Annotated in this window: 18 protein-coding genes; 14 read left to right on the forward strand and 4 right to left on the reverse strand. The window is 38.7% G+C overall.

Annotated elements, in window-relative coordinates:
• Positions 1 to 9 precede the first annotated feature (9 nt).
• From JKP34_RS07285 to JKP34_RS07300, 4 genes are read right to left on the reverse strand one after another with little or no spacing between them, the layout of a single operon-like run.
• Complete coding sequence (locus JKP34_RS07285) at positions 10 to 690, reverse strand: N-formylglutamate amidohydrolase (RefSeq protein ID WP_201919183.1); 681 nt, start codon at positions 688 to 690, stop codon at positions 10 to 12.
• Positions 687 to 1,919, reverse strand: coding sequence for a carboxylate-amine ligase (locus JKP34_RS07290; protein WP_201919185.1), 1,233 nt, complete (start codon positions 1,917 to 1,919; stop codon positions 687 to 689). Before JKP34_RS07290 ends, JKP34_RS07285 begins: the two co-directional genes overlap by 4 nt.
• 9 nt (positions 1,920 to 1,928) lie before the next feature.
• Positions 1,929 to 3,392: a RimK family protein gene (locus tag JKP34_RS07295; protein WP_201919187.1), complete on the reverse strand. Its 1,464-nt coding sequence runs from the start codon at positions 3,390 to 3,392 to the stop codon at positions 1,929 to 1,931.
• Positions 3,393 to 4,097 carry a C39 family peptidase gene (locus JKP34_RS07300; protein WP_201919190.1) on the reverse strand — a complete coding sequence of 235 codons (705 nt, stop codon included), beginning with the start codon at positions 4,095 to 4,097 and terminating at the stop codon, positions 3,393 to 3,395.
• Positions 4,098 to 4,340: 243 nt separating this feature from the next.
• Between JKP34_RS07300 and JKP34_RS07305 the strand changes: the two genes are divergently transcribed.
• From JKP34_RS07305 to JKP34_RS07370, 14 genes are all read left to right on the forward strand, one after another.
• On the forward strand, positions 4,341 to 4,541 hold the full coding sequence (locus tag JKP34_RS07305) for a 30S ribosomal protein THX (RefSeq protein ID WP_201919192.1): 201 nt from the start codon (positions 4,341 to 4,343) through the stop codon (positions 4,539 to 4,541).
• 340 nt (positions 4,542 to 4,881) lie between these two features.
• Complete coding sequence (locus tag JKP34_RS07310) at positions 4,882 to 6,300, forward strand: anthranilate synthase component I family protein (RefSeq protein WP_201919194.1); 1,419 nt, start codon at positions 4,882 to 4,884, stop codon at positions 6,298 to 6,300.
• Positions 6,297 to 6,872, forward strand: coding sequence for an anthranilate synthase component II (locus JKP34_RS07315; protein WP_201919196.1), 576 nt, complete (start codon positions 6,297 to 6,299; stop codon positions 6,870 to 6,872). Before JKP34_RS07310 ends, JKP34_RS07315 begins: the two co-directional genes overlap by 4 nt.
• Positions 6,873 to 6,875: 3 nt before the next feature.
• Positions 6,876 to 7,865, forward strand: a complete 990-nt coding sequence (gene trpD, locus JKP34_RS07320) for an anthranilate phosphoribosyltransferase (RefSeq protein ID WP_201919198.1) — start codon at positions 6,876 to 6,878, stop codon at positions 7,863 to 7,865.
• Between the two features lie 43 nt (positions 7,866 to 7,908).
• Positions 7,909 to 8,706, forward strand: a complete 798-nt coding sequence (trpC, locus tag JKP34_RS07325) for an indole-3-glycerol phosphate synthase TrpC (RefSeq protein WP_201919199.1) — start codon at positions 7,909 to 7,911, stop codon at positions 8,704 to 8,706.
• Positions 8,707 to 8,712: 6 nt separating this feature from the next.
• Positions 8,713 to 9,378, forward strand: coding sequence for a phosphoribosylanthranilate isomerase (locus JKP34_RS07330; protein WP_201919201.1), 666 nt, complete (start codon positions 8,713 to 8,715; stop codon positions 9,376 to 9,378).
• 5 nt (positions 9,379 to 9,383) lie between these two features.
• Positions 9,384 to 10,571, forward strand: a complete 1,188-nt coding sequence (gene trpB / locus JKP34_RS07335; RefSeq protein ID WP_201919203.1) for a tryptophan synthase subunit beta — start codon at positions 9,384 to 9,386, stop codon at positions 10,569 to 10,571.
• Positions 10,572 to 10,646: 75 nt separating this feature from the next.
• Positions 10,647 to 11,426, forward strand: coding sequence for a tryptophan synthase subunit alpha (gene trpA, locus JKP34_RS07340; RefSeq protein ID WP_201919205.1), 780 nt, complete (start codon positions 10,647 to 10,649; stop codon positions 11,424 to 11,426).
• A 57-nt stretch (positions 11,427 to 11,483) separates the two neighbouring features.
• Positions 11,484 to 12,497: a 3-deoxy-7-phosphoheptulonate synthase gene (aroF, locus tag JKP34_RS07345; RefSeq protein ID WP_201919207.1), complete on the forward strand. Its 1,014-nt coding sequence runs from the start codon at positions 11,484 to 11,486 to the stop codon at positions 12,495 to 12,497.
• 508 nt (positions 12,498 to 13,005) lie between these two features.
• Positions 13,006 to 14,340, forward strand: a complete 1,335-nt coding sequence (locus JKP34_RS07350; protein ID WP_236664913.1) for an SIR2 family protein — start codon at positions 13,006 to 13,008, stop codon at positions 14,338 to 14,340.
• Positions 14,333 to 16,375 carry an ATP-binding protein gene (locus tag JKP34_RS07355; RefSeq protein ID WP_201919211.1) on the forward strand — a complete coding sequence of 681 codons (2,043 nt, stop codon included), beginning with the start codon at positions 14,333 to 14,335 and terminating at the stop codon, positions 16,373 to 16,375. The genes JKP34_RS07350 and JKP34_RS07355 overlap by 8 nt, the downstream gene beginning before the upstream one ends.
• Positions 16,376 to 16,646: 271 nt before the next feature.
• Complete coding sequence (locus tag JKP34_RS07360) at positions 16,647 to 17,240, forward strand: hypothetical protein (protein ID WP_201919213.1); 594 nt, start codon at positions 16,647 to 16,649, stop codon at positions 17,238 to 17,240.
• Between the two features lie 84 nt (positions 17,241 to 17,324).
• The gene (locus JKP34_RS07365) at positions 17,325 to 18,368 is read left to right on the forward strand and encodes a ThuA domain-containing protein (RefSeq protein WP_201919215.1); all 1,044 of its coding nucleotides are present in this window, start codon (positions 17,325 to 17,327) and stop codon (positions 18,366 to 18,368) included.
• Positions 18,369 to 18,605: 237 nt separating this feature from the next.
• On the forward strand, positions 18,606 to 19,553 hold the full coding sequence (locus tag JKP34_RS07370; protein ID WP_201919217.1) for a hypothetical protein: 948 nt from the start codon (positions 18,606 to 18,608) through the stop codon (positions 19,551 to 19,553).
• Positions 19,554 to 19,610 lie beyond the last annotated feature (57 nt).

A 19,610-nucleotide genomic window follows, 5' to 3' on the forward strand; every position in this document is an offset into this window, starting at 1 on the left:
CATAATAAATTATTGAACTAATTGCATGGTGGGCTTTAGTCTTTCGGCTATTTGAGAAACTGAGTAGTTGTCGAAAAGCTTATTGTTAATTTCTAACTCAATTCCAGTATACTGTTTGGAATATTTTTCTCTGAAAAGGCTTACCAAGCCATCATCCGTACCAAGATATGGGTAGTTCATTTTCACTCTCCAATCTGGCTCATTTTTACTTATCTTTTTGAGCCATAGTTCTGCAAATTTTAATTCCTCAGCATTATCAGGATCAAACAAAAGACCAATCTCCGCACTTCGAATATCACCATTTAGCACTGGAGTAAAGCTGTGGACCGAAATATGAATGAAAGGTTCTTTTTCAATAATTGCATTTTCAATGTATTGACTCAATTTATCTATATAAGGTATATATAGCTCGTTTATCAAGCTTTCTTTCTGCTCGATATTGAATTGCTTACTTATTTCAGAGAAAAGATCAGGATGTTTCAATGTCCGATTTTGCTCTATTAATAACCTACTGGTAGTGCTGTAAATAAAGTCAGCTTTTAGGAGTGAGGCAAAATATTTAGCTACTGCTAAAGCTCCTTTGTCCCAGCCTTTATGAGAGTTGAGCAGGTCTTTGTGCGCAGTAAAATAATTGAGGTAAGCAGGAGGGATTTTATTACCTCCATGCTCACAACTTATTATGTATTTCATTGACGAGGCGTATAGAGCCTGTTATTTTTGAGGCAGTCTGCCAATATCTTATATTCTTTTATAATATTCTCTATAGAAGGTTTTTCTGAATTTAGATTTGTGACAATTCTCTCAGAAAGGTTTCCGTTTGTTAAAATATTAAGAATAGCGGCTTCACTTTCCGGTGATAGTCGTACTTCTGCTAAAATACTTTTCCATACATTTCGAATGCTAATTTCCTGATCCGGAACAAAACCAAAAAGCTTTAAATACGAAGTATTCTCAATTGAACCGTTTGAACCTTCTTCCAATGCTGTTCTATAAATAGGGTATAATTCAGTTTCAGAAAAGTATGGAATGATATCAAAGCGCTTAATCAGCCACTTTAAACTTTCAATGATGAGCTCAGCGATTGCGATATCAGCCACAGGACATTCCTGCAAATCAATAATTCTAATTTCAATGGCATTTCTGTCGAATCTGGTAATAGCACCTCTGGAATTTAGCCATTCTTCCTGAAGGATATTGTCAGTATCAAAAGGGGCTATTGCTTTATAAGTTTGCTCAAGAATTTTTTCTTCATACTCTTTTTTATTCTTCACTGATTCCGGAATAACCTTGCCTGTGATAGCAGGTATTTTCTGCTGGTTCAGTTCATAGAAGTTTAAACGGTTGTCTTTAAAAGGACCGATGTTACCTTCATAAATAGGACTTGAAGCACTCAATGCAGGGATTAGTGGCATTAATATTCTAATAGCTTCATGCAGCTTGAAAAATTCGTCATCATTGGCAAACGGCAAGTTGATATGCATGCTTTGCAGGTTACCCCAACCATGACCTTTACAATTAAAGATTTTATCATACTGCTCATAAATCTCATTTCTGTGATGTGGCCATAGCTTAAGATCCTTTAGTGGATTCAAAAAAGGATGCATAGCCGTTGGCATCAGCATGACACCATCCTCAGCTAATAATTTATTTATTTCTTCAACATTTGCATGAAAAGCACCTGAAATACCATCAAGCGATTTTACAGGATGTGTAGTTTTTAATTCTACCACATGTAAAACCAATTCATTTGACCAGCTGATCAGCCCGTTTTCTAACTCATCAGTAATAGCTCCATGCTTTTTAATGATAAGTTTATCAGTTGAAGCTTCAGGTTGAAGTGTCTTTTGATTTACGAGCATATACTCGAGCTCAATACCCACACATTCAAATAATTTATAGGGAGACTTGTGTAAGATCATATAATAGGCTTAAGCCATTTTAGATTTTTGTATTCCTTTTAAGAAGACCTGCATAATTTCTGTGTATAGTTTGTCTTTTAGAAATGCATCTTCAACGCCCGTATCAATATTAGGGTTATCATTTATTTCAATAATAAAAAACTGATCACCTTTCTGCTTAATATCAACGCCATACAAGCTTGGTCCAATCAGTTTTGCGAGCTTCTCAGCTATTTTTATAGCACCCTTTGGTGCTTGTTCTACTGCCATGGTTTCCACCTTCCCGTACCTGCCGGCTGTTTTATTTTTGTCCCAGGTTACAATTTGCCAGTGCTTGCCACTCATGAAATATTTGCAAGCATAAATAGCCTTTCCATCAATTACGCCTATGCGCCAGTCAAAATCAGTTTGAAGGAACTGCTGCCCAACAATAAGGTCTGATTTTTCCAGCAAAGCATTCACTTTGGCCACATATTCAGCCTCATCAACTGCTTTGGTAACACCTTGGCTAAAAGCGCTATCAGGTTGTTTAAGGATAATAGGATACCCTAAAATATCTGGTGCCAGCATCATATTATCTTTATGGATAATGACAGTTTCAGGCGCACTAATTTTATGCATCTTTAAGAGCTCAGCCAGATAAACTTTATTACTGCATTTAATAATGCTTTCAGGGTCATCTATTACCACCAGACCATCAGCCTGCCCACGCTGAGCAAAACGAAAAGTATGGTGATTTACCGCAGTAGTTTCTCTTATAAACAGCGCATCATAAGATGATAATTCGTTATAATCATCTTTGGTGATGAGTTCGGCATGAATACCCAAGGCATCAGCAGCTTTGATAAACTTCTGAAGGGTCTTCTCGGAGCTAGGGGCTGTAGTTTCCTCAGGATCCCATAAAATGGCCATGTCATAACCTTTGGTATTGCGCTCAGGTACATTAAATTTCTTAGACTCAAAATACTTTTTAGCAGCAGCCTGAACAAAGTCCTTATGGTCATCTGGGATTTCACTTGTTGTGATTGCCGAGATATTAGATATAACCCATTTCTGATTACTATTTGTAAAATGCGCTCTTATAAAGGGCGATTGAAAAAGGTTAAAAAGTTGTAAGCTTATGCTGTCATATTTCTTCGATAGGTTTTTACCGAAATAGATAGATAAGGTGAACTTATCAGACTTAATGTCTTTTAACGATTTTTGAATATTCGCTTCTAACTCAGCTGTTAAGATTTTAATAACTGAGCTTGACTTCATGTCCTGGATGGTAGCAATACTTGGAATAGCTTTATGCTTCCTTGCGGCAGCCAATAAGGATACATAATAGCCTGAACTTTGATATTTAAAGTTTCTGCTCAGGTTAAAAATTTTAGCATTCTTTAATGCCGGATATTTAGGGTTGGTAAGGTACTGTTTAGCTGTTATCACCTCAACTCCCTCAATGTTAAAATCCCAATCTTTAAGATTGGATACTACTATTATTATTTGCATTTATTTATTCTGAATGATTAGTAAGTTGGCATCGTAAGTTAAGATGCCCAATAAAATAGAACAGATTAGATGATCTGTTGCTACAGTATAATGTTGTTTATTATAGGCGTTTGCCTGTAACGGATCTGATATTTTAACTGTTTTTTCAACAGGATCCATGCCATTAAGTACCACAAAATGTCCTGAAGGATTGCCCGCTACATCATCAAAACGGACAGGGTCACTACCAATTTCTCTTTTCTCATTATATAAATAGGTGGCACTTAAGCCGGTTAAAACAGGGATTTCTTTTGATAGATAATTGAATATCAAAGCTTCATTAAGTGTTTTATAGCTTATTTTTCCGCCCATTTCTAAAAAGGAGATATAAGCTTTTGATGCCTGTCTGAATTTGGGATCCGTTTTATAATTAAGCTGTTCATTGAGCTTCGCCACCAAATCTATATCTGTTGATTCAAACCAACTGGGGTCAAATACTTTTAAGTTGTAAGTAATGATCTCTGCTTCGAAACCTCTTTTCAGGGCGTCAATTCCTAGAAGAGCACCTAAGGTTCCACCATCTTTCAGGTATTCTACATTATTGATTACTTCGTTAAGTGTTATTTCGTAATCAAAGTAATTATAAACGGCATGTAAGCAAGTGGGGCCACAGGTACTGTCATCGGGCTGTCTGGAAATATCCAGAGATAAAATTTTCTCTTTCAAGGGATAGTATTAATGCTGCGAATAACGCTTTTTAAAATGTAATAGTTGCTCTTTTTCAATAAAATATTTTACTGGCTAATAAAGCTTTATTCGCTTTTTGTAAGTAAATGTATATCAGTATTTTATCTATTTATTCTAAGGGGTGCTGAATATTTAATTTTATGAGGAAAAATTTGATTATTTATTCAGAACACTTTTAATTAAAATACGCTTAATAATATATTAACTATAAAATTTTCAACTATGGGTAAAGGAGATAGAAAATCAAAAAAAGGAAAAATTGCAAAAGGTTCATTCGGGGTAAGAAGACCTAAAAAACCTAAGCACGATGTAGCATTAAATCCTCCTGCAGAAGAAAAGAAGCCTGCTAAAAAGACGAAGACTACTGCCAAGAAGTCAACAACTAAAAAAGCTACTAAAAAGAAGGAGAAGGAAGAAGCATAAAATAAATGCAAAATTCTTTTCCGAAACTTTGCAAAATTCTAAATCAGGTCTACATTTGTAAAAATGACTTTGACTAACACAAATAATAACTGGTGGTGGGCTTCTAAATTTTAGAAGGCGGTATCGGTATATTTAAAATTTAAACCCCGCCTACAAGCGGGGTTTTTTTATGACTTTTTTAAAATGATAATACAAAACAAAAACATATGGTGGTGGCTTTACAATTCTTCCCAAACAGGATGAACCGAGCCACTATGCGTAATTTTAGAAGAGCTTGTCGGACATCCGGCAGGCTCTTTTTTTTTGACTTAAACTTTAACAAAGCACACAATATTCCAACATGCAAGTAAAAAAACGACACATAAGTTTACCAGCTGATTCTTTTACACCGGTTGGTCTTTACCTAAGGCTAAGAGATCAATTTTCAAATACCATTCTATTGGAAAGTAGTGACTACCATACCAGAAGAAATAGCTTTAGCTATATAGCGGTACAATCTTTAGTTGATATCCAAAGTGATGGTAAAAAGCTTCTCACAAATATTGAGGGTGAAGAAAACGCCATTGAAGTTGATGATCAATTGAAAGTGGCAGAGAAGCTCAATGATTTTATTTTCCAGTTCAAATGTAACAAGATTTTACCGCAGGATGAATTTGAAGAAAGTGGTTTCTTTGGTGCAACAGCTTTTGATGGGGTGCAGTTTTTTGAAGATATCACCTTTAAAAATGAGGCATCCAATATTCCTTTCTTACGCTATCATTTTTATCGCTTTGTGATTGTGTTCGATCATTTTAAAGATGAGCTGCATATTTTTGAACACACAATCGATAAGTCATATGACTATACTTTGGATGATTTGATCCAACTGATTCTGAATAGGTCTTTACCGCAGTTTAAGTTTGCTAAAGAAGGAGAGGAAACCTCTAACCAAACCGATGAAGAATTTTTGAAGATCATCAACAAAGGAATAGACCATTGCAAAAGAGGGGATGTTTTTCAGATTGTACTTTCCCGCAGGTTCCAGCAAAAGTTCAAAGGTGATGAATTTACCGTGTACAGAGCACTTCGCTCGCTAAATCCATCGCCTTATTTGTTCTATTTCGATTATGGTGATTACAAATTATTCGGCAGCTCACCGGAAGCACAAGTAAGTATCAAAGGAGATAAAGCTTATGTGAATCCTATTGCCGGAACCTATAAAAGGACAGGAGATGATAAGGCCGATGCAGCACTTGCTGAAAAGCTGTTAAATGATGAAAAGGAAAATGCTGAGCATACCATGCTGGTTGACCTGGGTAGAAATGATCTTTCTAAAAATGGATCAGATGTTAAAGTAGATGTTTACAAGGAAGTACAGTTCTATTCACATGTTATTCACCTGGTGAGTAAGGTAAGTGCAACAGTGCCTGAAAGGTCTTCCATTAAATTATTAGGAGATACCTTCCCGGCAGGTACTTTGAGTGGTGCACCAAAATACATGGCGCTAAAACTTATAGATGAATACGAACCAACTTCACGCGGACTTTATGGAGGTGCAGTAGGCCTTATAGGCTTATCAGGAAACCTCAATCATGCTATTGTGATCAGGTCTTTTGTGAGCAGAAACAATACACTTTCTTATCAGGCTGGAGCGGGAGTAGTAGCTTTATCAAATCCTCAAAGTGAGCTTGAAGAGGTTCATAACAAACTTTTTGCCCTGCGAAAAGCCATGGAAAAAGCTGAGCATATGTTTGACACCCAAAATGGAAAGGCAAAATGAGTAGACTCAAACTATTATTGATAGACAACTACGATTCCTTCACTTACAACCTGGTCGAAACTGTTCGTCAGTTAAAGCTTGATGTAGATATTACAGTGGTTCGGAATGATAAATTTCAATTAGCAGATGTAGCTGATTATGACAAAATACTGCTTTCCCCAGGGCCGGGTGTGCCGTCAGAGGCTGGTTTGCTGGAAGAAGTGATCAAAGATTATGCACCAACAAAACCTATTTTAGGTGTTTGCCTGGGACATCAGGCGATAGGGGAGGTTTTCTGTGGCAAACTTCAAAATCTTGATACAGTGCTGCATGGTATTCAAACCAACATAGCTATTAAACAACATTATTTATTTGAAGGTGTAGCTGAAAAACCTGAAGTAGGCAGGTATCATTCGTGGGTAATTGACCCGGACTTTGTTCCTGACTCACTTGAAGTAATAGCTGAAGATATAAACGGACAGGTAATGGCGGTGAGTCATAGGCAATATGATGTATGTGGCATACAATTTCACCCTGAATCGGTGATGACACCTGCAGGACCTAAAATGATTGAAAACTGGATTAAGCACTAAAAAATGAAGGAAATACTTAACAGATTATCACGATTTAATACGCTGAGTAAAGAAGAGGCTCAGGATATCCTTACCAGAATTGGGCAGGGTGAATTCAATAATTCCCACCTGGCAGCTTTCATGGCGATGTACATGATGCGTCCTATTACTGTTGATGAATTATCTGGCTTTAGAGCCGCTTTGATGGAGCTTTGCATGCCTATTGATTTAAGTGCTTATGATGGTATGGATTTGTGCGGAACCGGAGGAGATGGTAAAAACACTTTTAACATATCTACGCTTTCAGCTTTTGTGGTGGCGGCCTGCGGTCAGCATGTGGTAAAGCATGGTAACTATGGCGTTTCATCAAAATGCGGAAGCTCAAACTTATTGGAGCACTTTGGTTATGAATTCACCAATGAACAAGGCGAGCTGGAAAGGCAATTAGAAACTTCTGGAATTTGCTTTCTACATGCCCCAAAGTTTCATCCGGCTATGCGATTCGTGGCACCCATCAGAAAAGAATTAGGCATCAAAACTTTCTTTAACATGCTCGGTCCTTTGGTAAATCCTGCCAAACCGAAGAAGCAACTTGCGGGCGTTTTCGATCATGAGTTGGCCAGAATCTACAATTACCTATTTCAGGAAACTGATGCCAACTTTAGTATCGTTTATGACCTTAATGGTTATGATGAGTGTTCACTAACCGGCTCAACTAAAGTATTTACCAACAAGGGCGAACAGATTGTAAAGCCTAGTGATTTCCAGCTGAATAAAGTAAATGCTGAAAAAATAGCAGGGGGCGATTCCATTGAAGAAGCTGCCAAAATATTTACCACGATACTTGAGGGCAAAGGAAATTCAGAGCAGCAATCAGTTGTTTATGCTAATTCAGCATTGGCATTACAAACTGCCGGTAAATGCGAAACTCTGGAAGAAGGTAAGTCAATGGCGGAAGAGGCTATCTTATCAGGAAAGGCACTGTCAATATTTAAGAAATTAATGGCTGCCTAAATAACTTATTATCAACTTATTACTTAATGAAGTATAGCAACTAATGAATACACTAGAAAAGATCATCAATTATAAAAAGGAAGAGGTTGAAAAGCGAAAGAAGCTTTATCCGGTTGAACTGCTAAAGCAACAAACTTATTTCGAAGCCACTCCTGTTTCCTTAAAGAAATACCTGCTAGACCCCAATAAAACCGGGATTATTGCTGAGTTTAAAAGACAGTCGCCTTCTGAGGGAATCATCAACCAACATGCAAAGGTAGAAGAAACATCCATCGGCTATATGCAGGCTGGCTCCAGTGCACTTTCTATTTTGACTGATAAACCATCCTTCGGAGGTGATTTAGAAGATTTAAAGACAGCCAGAAAATTCAACTTCTGCCCGATTCTCAGGAAGGATTTCATGATTGATTCTTATCAGGTATATGAAGCTAAAGCCAATGGAGCAGATGCCATTTTGTTAATAGCAGCAGCTATCGACAGGGCTAAAGCGGAAGAATTAGCGGCACTGGCCCATGAATTGAAAATGGAAGTACTGCTGGAAGTACATAATGAAGAGGAGATCAATTCACATCTGGGCGACTATGTGGATTTAGTGGGAGTAAACAGCCGTGATCTGAAATCTTTTAAAACTGATCTGGAAGGACTGAAAGCTTTATATAGTAAAATCCCAGATGAATATGTGAAGATAGCAGAGAGCGGAATTAAAACTTCAGAGGATTACCTAAAGCTAAAAACGCTTGGCTTTAAAGGCTTCCTGATTGGTACTACTTTTATGAAGAACACCAATCCTGCTAAAGCTTGCCAGAAGTTTTCGCAACAAATAAGAATAACCAAAAACTAATATATAATGGAGACTAAAGTTAAAACACCGAAAGTAAAAATTTGCGGAATGCGGTACCTGCCTAATGTGAAGGAGATACTTGAATACCAGCCTGATTATTTGGGGTTTATCTTTTTTGTAGGCTCCAAAAGATTTACAGCAGCTCATGAAATGGATCGCATCATTAAGCTCGATTTCGGAAAAACGAAGCGCATTGGTGTATTTGTGAATGAAGAAATTGACATCATCCTCGATTTTAAGGAGAGAGGTTACTTTTCCATCGTTCAGTTGCACGGAGATGAAAGTCCGGAATATGTTGAAAAATTAAGCGCATCAGGGCTTGAAGTCATTAAAGCCATTAGTGTGGGAGATGACTTTAACAAAGCGCAACTGAAACCTTTTGAAGGGAAGGTTGACTATTTCTTATTCGATACCAAAGGAAAATACCGTGGAGGCAATGGCTGGAAGTTCAACTGGAATGTACTAAAGGACATAGACCATCAAACCCCCTTCTTTCTAAGTGGAGGCTTAACACCCGATGATGTTGAAAAGGCGGTTTCCCTTGATATCCCAGAATTGGAAGCCCTGGATTTTAACAGTCAGCTTGAAACCAAGCCTGGTATTAAAAATATTAACCGTGTAGAGGAATTAGTCAAATCTTTAAAAGAGATAAAACAGACAACATTAAACTAATTGAAATGGCTCAAAAAATAGCAATAGACGAAAATGGATATTATGGTGATTTCGGGGGAGCATACATCCCTGAACTCCTGCATCCAAATATAGAAGAACTCAGAAATTCTTATCTGGACATCATGACTAAACCTGATTTTCAGGAAAAATTCAAACTGCTGCTTAAAGATTATGTAGGCAGACCTACACCGCTATATCTGGCTAAGAAGCTTAGTGAAAAGTATGGCGCGAAAATCTATCTGAAAAGGGAAGATTTGAACCATACCGGAGCGCATAAAATCAATAATGCCATAGGGCAGGCCTTAGTGGCAAAAGAGCTGGGCAAGAAGAAAATTATAGCTGAAACAGGAGCAGGTCAGCATGGGGTAGCCACCGCAACGGCCTGTGCACTTTTAGGAATGGAATGTACTGTTTTCATGGGCGAAAAAGACATGGAGCGCCAGAAGCCCAATGTAGAGCGCATGAAGATTTTAGGCGCTAAAGTGGAACCTGCACGTTCAGGTAGCAAGACTTTGAAAGATGCCACCAATGAGGCCATGCGTTACTGGATCAACAATCCAGAAGATACACATTACATTATTGGTTCTGTGGTGGGGCCACATCCTTATCCGGATATGGTAACGCGTTTTCAGTCAGTGATTAGTGAGGAGATGATGAATCAGCTGCAGGAGCATGAAGGCAAGAATAATCCTGATTATGTGATTGCTTGTGTGGGTGGTGGCAGCAATGCCGCTGGTGCTTTCTATCATTACCTGAATGAGGAAGATGTTAAGCTGATCTGTGTGGAAGCTGCCGGCCATGGAGTGGATAGTGGAGAAACTGCTGCTACCACCGCTAAAGGAAGTGATGGCGTTTTGCATGGATCGAAAACGCTTTTGATGCAGTCGGAAGATGGGCAGGTGACTGAACCTTATTCCATCTCGGCAGGACTTGATTATCCTGGTATTGGGCCTTTACACGCACATTTGTTTAAAAGTAAACGAGGCATCTTTAAATATGTAACCGATGAGCAAGCCATGCAGGCAGGCGTAGAACTGAGCAAACTGGAAGGTATTATTCCTGCGGTGGAATCGGCTCATGCGCTAGCCGCTTTAAGTCAAATTGATTTCAAAGCATCCGATGTGGTGGTGCTCAACCTGTCTGGTAGGGGAGACAAAGACTTGCAGACTTATATCAACCACGGAAGCTATTAATTACGAATTACGAATTGAGATTTACGATTTAAGAATTCTTGGTTCTTGAATCTTAACTCTAGACTCTAAAAAATCATGTTACATAGAATAGAAAATATATTCCGGCAGCAGGAAAAAGATAAGCTGACGATTTACTTTACGGCAGGCTACCCGAAGTTGGATGATACCCAAACCATCATAAAGGCGCTGAATGAAACTGATACCGATATCATTGAAATTGGTATCCCTTATTCTGATCCTTTGGCTGATGGAGAAACCATACAGCAAACCAGTCACCAGGCATTGGAAAATGGTATGAACCTGAACCTGCTTTTTGAGCAGCTGAAGGACTTAAGGCAAATTACTGATAAGCCCGTTTTCCTGATGGGATACTGTAACAATGTGCTCAAATACGGAACAGAGAAATTCTGCAAGCAATGTGCTGAAGTAGGAGTAGATGGCCTCATTCTTCCTGATATGCCTATTTTGGAATACCAGAAGCAGTTTGCTCCTTATTTTGATAAGTACGGCTTGAAAAACGTATTTCTGATTACGCCAAAAACTTCAGAAGAGCGCATCAGAGCCATTGATGAACTCAACGGAGGCTTTATCTATATGGTGAGCAGCGCAGCCACTACCGGGGGCAGCTGGCAGGAAAGTCCTGAAAAGACTGCTTATCTGCAACGCATAAAAAACATGAAGCTGAAAACACCGCAAATGGTAGGTTTTGGCATTTCGGATTATCCGGCTCTAAGGCTGGTAAATCAGTTTACTGATGGCGCCATCGTAGGCAGTGCCTTTCTACGCGCACTCGATCCTGATAAGTTGGAGCAAAGCGTAAAAGACTTCATATCCTTGATGCGCAGCAATAAATAACCTTAATAGGAGTGAAACAATCTAGCTACTTGATACTAGCTACTAAATACTTAAAAAATGATTTTACAATTAGAAAAAAATATAGCAGCAGGCGAAAAAGATCAACTGATCAGCAGCCTCGGGCAGTACACCAAATCGGTGAGTGAGGTGCAAACCCAGAAAGGCTTTTACCTGGTGGCACTTGAAAATAAGGATGTAGACATCAGGAATATCGGACAGCTCAAGGGCGTGAAGGATGTTCATGTAGTGTCCGACAATTACCAGCTGGTGTCAAAGAAATGGAAGGTGAGTCCTTCAGAAATTAGCTTACGCGATGGCGATGTAATCTCCCAAAATGATTTTGCACTGATGGCAGGTCCATGCAGCATTGAAAGTGAAGAACAGGTAGATGCGGTGATCAAACATCTGGTGGAGAACAATGTGAAAATTATGCGTGGAGGTGTTTATAAGCCAAGAAGCTCGCCTTACTCATTCCGTGGTTTAGGCATGGACGGCTTAAAAATGTGGTACGAAAAAGCCAAAGCAGCAGGCATCAAAATTATCACCGAAGTAATGCAGGTATCGCAGGTGGAGGAGATGTACGATTATATTGATATCTACCAGGTAGGCGCCAGGAATACCCAGAACTTCAACCTGCTGGATGAATTGGGCAAGGTTGATAAACCTGTGATGATCAAAAGAGGGGTGAGCGGCACTATAGAAGAGCTTTTATATTCTGCTGAATATGTTTTCAGTGGAGGCAATGAAGACTTGATTTTATGTGAACGCGGCATCAGAACTTTTGAAAACATGACCCGCAACACATTGGATATCAACGCGATTCCTGTACTGAAAGACAAATCACACTTGCCTGTGGTGATTGACCCATCACATGGTATAGGGATCAGAAAACATGTGGAGCCGGTAGCGTTGGCAGGCATTATGGCCGGAGCCGATGGCGTAATTTATGAGCTACACCCGGACCCTGAAAAAGCCATGAGTGACGGACAGCAATCTTTGTATTTTGAAGAGTCAGCTGCTATGATCAACAAAATGCGCAAGGCCTATGCACTAAGAGGCGAGCTCAATTAGTTATTGGTTATCAGTTATTGTCCCGATAGAGATTGGGACAATCTTTTTTGAGCTCTCGTCATTGCGATCATGTCGTATCTCGACTTCAGTCGAGAGCGCCATGAGAAGCAATCTTACTCTTTTATCAGAAAATTGCTTCATTCTCTGTCGGTGACAGACAGGCTCGCAATAACCATTACATTCATACTTGCTTCATATAGCCAAAATGTGTAGTTTCATTGCATGTTTAACCAAAACCGATACAAAGCCCCTCTGCTAAACGACAACATTCGTTTACAAACGCTTTCAATCGGTTAAGAAAATATATAAGCTGGATAAAGTAACTTGGTTGCTATATTTGGGTGTTGTGCTTCATGCGGAAAAGGCCAACACACAAACAGGCACATTTGGTTTTGCCGAAGCGCAAAGTCAATACTGTAAAACCAAAAGATCCTGTTTTTTTTTGCAAACGCTCGACAAGAATGTTGATATTTTAGAATCAAAAAAGGCTGATAAAGCCTAAATATAATTGAACAAGACTATGGCCGAAACAGCTGAAAATTGGCAAGGAAAACATATCATAAAGCTCAGAGACTACAAAATCCCCACGTCTTTAGATGAACCAGACGCACTAAAACTAAGAGAAGAAGTTGAACCTTGGCTTACAGCATTATGCCAAAGTGAACACCTATCATTACTAACCGGAGCTGGGATTTCTTCAGCAGTACATTATTTATCGAATGGATCAGCTGGAGCGGGAATGGGAAATATTGAATTATCTGTATTTGAGAATGAAATCAATGTCAAATCCAAAGAAGCAGCCGAAAAAGCAGGAAGAGGTGACCAACCTAACATAGAAGACCAAATACGAACTATTAATGATCTGGTAAGAGGGCTTGAAATCTATTTGTGTGATGTAAGCGAGGAAGATGAACTTGAAGATTTAATTGAGGAACTTGAGACTTTAAAAAAAGAACTGAACGATGGCATTATTGATTTTGCTAATAATGTCTTAGAAGCTGAGAAAAATATTGTAAACTCAACCAGTGAAGAAGCAGCGGAGTATTTAATGAATTTCATGCTGAGCTTTGCTAGTAGAATTGCTACAAGAGAGAGGCTGAACTTATTTACTATCAACTACGACCGGATTCTAGAGTTTGGAGCAGAATTAGCTGGTTTACATTTAATTGATCGGTTTGTTGGAAGTGTATCTCCCATTTTTAGGTCATCTCGCCTTAATATTGACATACATTATAATCCACCCGGAATACGTGGTGAACCAAGATATTTAGAAGGAGTAGTAAATTTTACAAAGCTTCACGGTTCTTTGGATTGGACAGAAAATGATGGAATCGTACAAAGATTCGCATTGCCATATGGTGCAAAAGAAATTAGCACCTACAATATCAAAGAAGGTAGCTTAATGATTTACCCAAACTCTTCCAAGGATAGAGAAACAGCTGAATATCCGTACGTTGAATTATTTAGAGATTTTGCTAGTGCCGTTATAAGACCCAATTCAACAGTCGTGACATATGGATATAGCTTTGGAGATGATCATATAAACCGTGTTTTGAACGATATGCTCACTATACCGTCAACACATTTAGTGATAATTGCTTTTGATGACGTAGGTGATCGAATAAAACGCTTCTACACAAAAGTCAAACGACCTGTACAGATTTCATTATTAATAGGAAGTCATTTTGGCGACCTTAAGACATTAGTTGACAACTATCTCCCTAAACCAGCTATAGATCGTACAACATATAAAATGGCCGACCTTCTTAAGGCCAGAGGAGCTACAGTTAAATCCATTGAGGAGAAAAGTCCCGAACAAGAAAAACCAGAAGGTCATGAGTAGGTCACCGGTTGAAAATCATGCAGACCTACGTATTGGGGTTGTAGAATATATAGCACCGGACGATATCAAAGTTCAACTTGATTTAGAAGCCCCCGATGGGATTGCTGCTAATGCTGGTGTACCTCGGGAATTTCCACGGATCAACAGCTACGTTCTTATTCCAAATGAAGGTGGTCATATAGTTTGCCAAGTTGAATGGATTAATATTGAGCGATCTCCTTTCCCCAAACGCAAGGGCTATCAAGATTATGGTTTAATAGATTTACCTTTTCCAATACGGAAGATGAAAGTTGCGCCATTGGGAATTCTCAAAATGGATGCAGAGGAGAAGTTTAAATTTCAAAGAGGCGTTCATTCATTTCCCAGTATAGGGTCTCCAGTCTTAATTCCAACAGACTTACAGCTCAAGTCTATTGTTGAATCGGGTTCAAACAGACGTGTTTACATTGGGAATAGCCCTCTTACTGCAAACGCTGAAGTTAAAATAGACCCTGATCGACTATTTGGGAGACATCTTGCTATTCTTGGAAATACTGGTAGTGGAAAATCTTGTACCGTTGCTGGACTTATACAATGGTCATTGGAGGCAACTGACTCTGCTGACAACCCAAATGCGAGGTTTATTATACTTGATCCCAACGGAGAATATTCTAAAGCTTTTGGAGAAGATGCAAAAGTTTACAGGGTAGGAGATGAAAAGAACAAATTGGAAGTGCCTTTATGGATGTGGAATAGTGCGGAATGGAGCTCATTCACTCAAGCAAGTACAAGAGCTCAACTGCCTATCCTTAAAAGGGCATTAAGAGCAATGCGAAATGAGGAGATGGAATTTGAAGATAACCCAAACCTTCGAGCTAAAAAGTTCACGGGGATTTTACTTCAATCTTTAATCTCATCTGAAAACAGAGGTGAACCCTACAGCGGACAATTTCCAGCAAATAAAAACTTCATTGAAAAACTTGAACGATGGAATCTGTCATTGAGTGCATTTGACCTAGATGATCAAAATCTTAATGATCTTAATGAATCAATAGGTGAATCTATTGGAAGTCATAAAATACCTTGGGAAAATGGAAGAGGCTTTAATTATCCAGTATTTACTAATCAAGAGATTGAAGAATTAATAAATCTAACACGAGATACATTCATCTCTCTAGGAGGTGATGAGAAAGAAATATTTCCAAAAAATGAAGATGTTCCCATTCCTTTTAATGGAGGTGATTTTCTAAACTATTTAGAAGCTTTAGCACAAGAAACAGGTAACGAGCAGTATTTGGAATTTTTGATTGCCAGAATTAGAACAATGCTGGCTGATTCAAGGATGGACGCTGTTATTGGCGATGAAATTGAAATTGAATTGGATAAATGGCTGGAAAATTATATCGGAGAAAGTGATAAAAAGTCTATAGTAATTATTGATCTATCTCTGGTTCCTGCTGAGATAACACATGTTACAACTTCAGTCATAGCAAGAATTGTGTTTGAAGCATTGCAACGATATAGAAAAATAAACAAAAAAACTCTTCCTTCAGTGCTGGTCATGGAAGAAGCACATTCATTTATTACAAGATATAATGATAGCTCTGACGGTAATTCCTCATCAACATGCACCAAAGTATTTGAGAAAATTGCACGCGAAGGTAGAAAGTTCGGATTGGGTTTAGTTTTATCCTCTCAACGTCCATCAGAGTTATCGCCAACTGTACTTTCTCAATGCAATAGTTTTATTCTTCATCGGATAAGCAATGATCGAGATCAAGAATTAGTCGGAAGATTATTACCTGACAATTTCAGAGGGCTTTTACGTGAATTACCTTCTTTGCCTTCCCAAAAGGCTATTCTCTTGGGATGGGCCTCTGAATTGCCAATCTTAATGAAGGTTAGAGATCTGCCCTTTAATAATCAACCTCAATCTGATGATCCTGATTTTTGGGATGTTTGGACTCGAAAGGACTCAAAAGGTAGAGATGTTAAAAGAGACGTTGATTGGAAGAAAGTCTCAGATGATTGGCAGGAAAATGATGATGAAGAGTAGAGCTTAAATCATTAGTCGAAAGAATTGATGAAATGACTTTTAATGCCATATCTCAAGAGGCACACACATTGCCAAGCTGCGCAAAGACGCGGCACAAATCAAAGCTTGACAAAGAGTATGTCTCAGCCAACGCAAGGACGAAAAAGAAAAAAGCAAGAAAGCACAACAATCGCTATAAAACATGCCTTTCGGGACACGTTTCATAGCGGGGACGTTATTGTTCATTTTAAGAAACTAAATGAAAAGTATTTATTTAATAATCATAGTTTTTTTGCTCTGGTCTTGTAATTCACAACCAAATACAAAGACAGAGAATAGCGAAAGTACGACACAGATACAAAAAGTTGATTCCACTACAAAACCGATTGAAAAGCCGACACAGACAATTTACAAAACAGATAACCTTGATATACCAATATTTGGATCATTTGAATTATCTAAAATGAAAATGGATAGTTTAAATGAGTATGGAGCAGGTGATTGTTGGGGAACAATTAGAAGGTATTCATTACCAAATGCCGGGCTGGCAATTGACTCCATGACATGTGGAGAATATGGATTCACTTACACTTATTATCATCTAAGTGATAAAGACTTTATTCAAATAGTTTATACGAAAAAGTCAGAGTCTATTCTTGACCCAGAATCAAACTCCTACTACTATGTTCAAACAGAACAGGTAACAGATTTTAATTTAGAACCAGCAATCTTAATGACAAAGACTGATACAGTCACTTATTTTGATCAAAGAGAAAAAGGAATTGACAAAGAATTTATTAAAGAAACATTGAAGGACAAACAAAGAACCTACGAACACTTTGAAATGGAATACCGGGGAAAGTGGGAAAGAGAATTAGACTATTAAAGAAATAAAAAACACTGTAAAATAACAGACATTAAGCCTACCCTGCCCGATTTGCACAGTATGTAAAACTTTAGAAATAATGTTATGAGCAAACTAAATTTTTATTGGCTTCTTTCCGTGTTGGTCTTTGCCATGTCGTGCAGTGAGGGAAAGCATAAAGAAACATCAAAGACAAAACTGAAGGCGCTGATTATCGATGGGCAGAATAACCATTATATGTGGCCCAAATCAAGCAGGATGATGGCTAGTTACCTGGAACAAACAGCTCTGTTTGAGGTGGATTTTAAACATACCGATAGCCTTTGGTTAGGCATTAAATACAATCCCAACAGGGCAGGTACTTTAACAAAATACATCCATGAATTTCCTGTAGATTCGGCTGAACATATCATTGCTGCTGAGCCTCCTGAAAAGTCAAATTTCACACTTGATTTTAGTCCATACGATTTAGTTGTCTTGAACCTGGGGCTTATGGCCGCTGAATGGCCTGAAAATACCAAAAGCAATTTTGAGGAATACATGGAGCAAGGGGGCGGTCTGCTTGTGGTACACGCAGCCAATAACGCCTGGGGACAATGGGATGCATACAACAAAATGATCGGTATGGGTGCCTGGGGAGGTCGTGATAGTACTTCCGGTCCCTATGTTTTTTATAATGATGAGGGTGAAATTGAAAAGGATGCTGCAAAAGGGGTGGCTGGGTCGCACGGTTTGGAACATGAATACCTCATTACGAGCAGAGAGCCGGAGCATCCCATTATGAAGGGTTTACCGCAGAATTGGCTCCACACTAAAGATGAACTTTATGATCGGATGCGCGGCCCATTTGAGCATGCCACCATCCTGGCCACTGCTTATTCCGATTCAGTAGAAAATCAACAACCCTGGGAGCCTGTATTAAAGGGTAGTGGACGGCATGTGCCCACACTGATGGCTATCAACTATGGCAAGGGGCGAATCTTTCATACCACCTTAGGGCATTTTGATTATGCTATGGAATGTGTAGGCTTTATCACTACTTTTCAGCGAGGAGCGGAATGGGCTGCCACCGGAGAAGTAACGCAAGCAATTCCGGATGACTTTCCCTCTGCAGACCAATCATCATCCAGAAGTTGGAAAAGGGAATAGCAGAAGTTGAATAGATAAGCTTCTATTTGTTGGTGTTGTCACCAACAACCCCACACGAATGGGTAAATTGATCAGATGAAATCAGCACAATCAGTAATTCAGTCATCTCCTCAATCAATTTAATTATCAACTGAAAGCTGAGATTGAAAATTTTTAACGCTTCTGTTTTATGATATGGAAGCCCTTTTCATAGTTAAGTCGTTCAAATGCTTATATTCACAGTAACTTTTTGGAGATATGAGAATTTCATTCGCTTTAATATTTATTCTGTTATTCTTTACCGCTTGCCAAAGTGAGGAAGAACCCGTTGTATCGGAACCAACCAATAATGCACATCTCCAATATTTTGGTTTCACTATAATTGATACCTATTGGGATGATCCTACAGATGCTGATACAAAAACCAACTATGCTGATGAAATCCATAGCTTCAGTAACCTAGCTGATATGCTGGTAGTAACCCCTGATGATAACCTAGTTCAAAGAGTACAGCAATTCTCTAACCTTGACTTAAAGGCAGTTTTTCATTTCAATGAATTGTTCTTTGAACTGGTGGATGTCAATAGCCCTTCTGGCGCCAACTATAATCTTCGTGCCGATTATGAGCAAAGGTGGAATCAATTTAAAAATTTGAATGAAAGCATTTTGGATACCACTTATATGGCCGCTTTTTACATAGGGGAGGAGCCAACCTGGAACGGTATAAGCTTTAATGAATTGAATACTGTAGCTGAACTTTTAAAAGAAGACAAAGCTGAAATTCCTTTACTCATCATTGAGGCTTATCCTTCTTTAACTGATTTGAGAGTACCTGAAGCTGTTGATTGGATAGGTTTTGATCGCTATTTTATTAAAAATCCTGTTACTGATCCTGATTTTCAGCAAAATTGGAAGACCTTGAAATCTAAAATGTCAAATCCTGATCAGAGGATAGTGATCATCATGGATACGCATTATATTAATTGGGCGCATGGTGATTATGGCAATATAGCGCTAGATCAGATGGATGATGTGGCGGATAATTACTACACACTCGCTAAAGCTGATGAGCAGGTGATTGGTATACTAGGCTATTTCTGGCCAAATGGTTTTGACATTGAAGGATCAATAGGAGCGAGAGGGATGCCCCAAAGTGTGAAGGCTAAGTATGAGAAAATCGGTAAAGATATTACGGGTAAAAACTAATAGCAATAAAAAAAGCAGCCTTTCGGCTGCCCTTCAATCCTGAAACAAACTATATTT

This window comes from Marivirga atlantica (assembly GCF_016734805.1).
GTDB lineage: Bacteria > Bacteroidota > Bacteroidia > Cytophagales > Cyclobacteriaceae > Marivirga > Marivirga atlantica.

Excerpts from the sequence above, each read along its gene's own strand:
- JKP34_RS07285 (WP_201919183.1), bottom strand. The coding sequence starts at position 690 with ATGAAATACATAATAAGTTGTGAGCATGGAGGTAATAAAATCCCTCCT.
- JKP34_RS07290 (WP_201919185.1), bottom strand. The coding sequence starts at position 1,919 with ATGATCTTACACAAGTCTCCCTATAAATTATTTGAATGTGTGGGTATT.
- JKP34_RS07295 (WP_201919187.1), bottom strand. The coding sequence starts at position 3,392 with ATGCAAATAATAATAGTAGTATCCAATCTTAAAGATTGGGATTTTAAC.
- JKP34_RS07305 (WP_201919192.1), top strand. The coding sequence starts at position 4,341 with ATGGGTAAAGGAGATAGAAAATCAAAAAAAGGAAAAATTGCAAAAGGT.
- JKP34_RS07310 (WP_201919194.1), top strand. The coding sequence starts at position 4,882 with ATGCAAGTAAAAAAACGACACATAAGTTTACCAGCTGATTCTTTTACA.
- JKP34_RS07315 (WP_201919196.1), top strand. The coding sequence starts at position 6,297 with ATGAGTAGACTCAAACTATTATTGATAGACAACTACGATTCCTTCACT.
- trpD (WP_201919198.1), top strand. The coding sequence starts at position 6,876 with ATGAAGGAAATACTTAACAGATTATCACGATTTAATACGCTGAGTAAA.
- trpC (WP_201919199.1), top strand. The coding sequence starts at position 7,909 with ATGAATACACTAGAAAAGATCATCAATTATAAAAAGGAAGAGGTTGAA.
- JKP34_RS07330 (WP_201919201.1), top strand. The coding sequence starts at position 8,713 with ATGGAGACTAAAGTTAAAACACCGAAAGTAAAAATTTGCGGAATGCGG.
- trpB (WP_201919203.1), top strand. The coding sequence starts at position 9,384 with ATGGCTCAAAAAATAGCAATAGACGAAAATGGATATTATGGTGATTTC.
- trpA (WP_201919205.1), top strand. The coding sequence starts at position 10,647 with ATGTTACATAGAATAGAAAATATATTCCGGCAGCAGGAAAAAGATAAG.
- aroF (WP_201919207.1), top strand. The coding sequence starts at position 11,484 with ATGATTTTACAATTAGAAAAAAATATAGCAGCAGGCGAAAAAGATCAA.
- JKP34_RS07355 (WP_201919211.1), top strand. The coding sequence starts at position 14,333 with ATGAGTAGGTCACCGGTTGAAAATCATGCAGACCTACGTATTGGGGTT.
- JKP34_RS07365 (WP_201919215.1), top strand. The coding sequence starts at position 17,325 with ATGAGCAAACTAAATTTTTATTGGCTTCTTTCCGTGTTGGTCTTTGCC.
- JKP34_RS07370 (WP_201919217.1), top strand. The coding sequence starts at position 18,606 with ATGAGAATTTCATTCGCTTTAATATTTATTCTGTTATTCTTTACCGCT.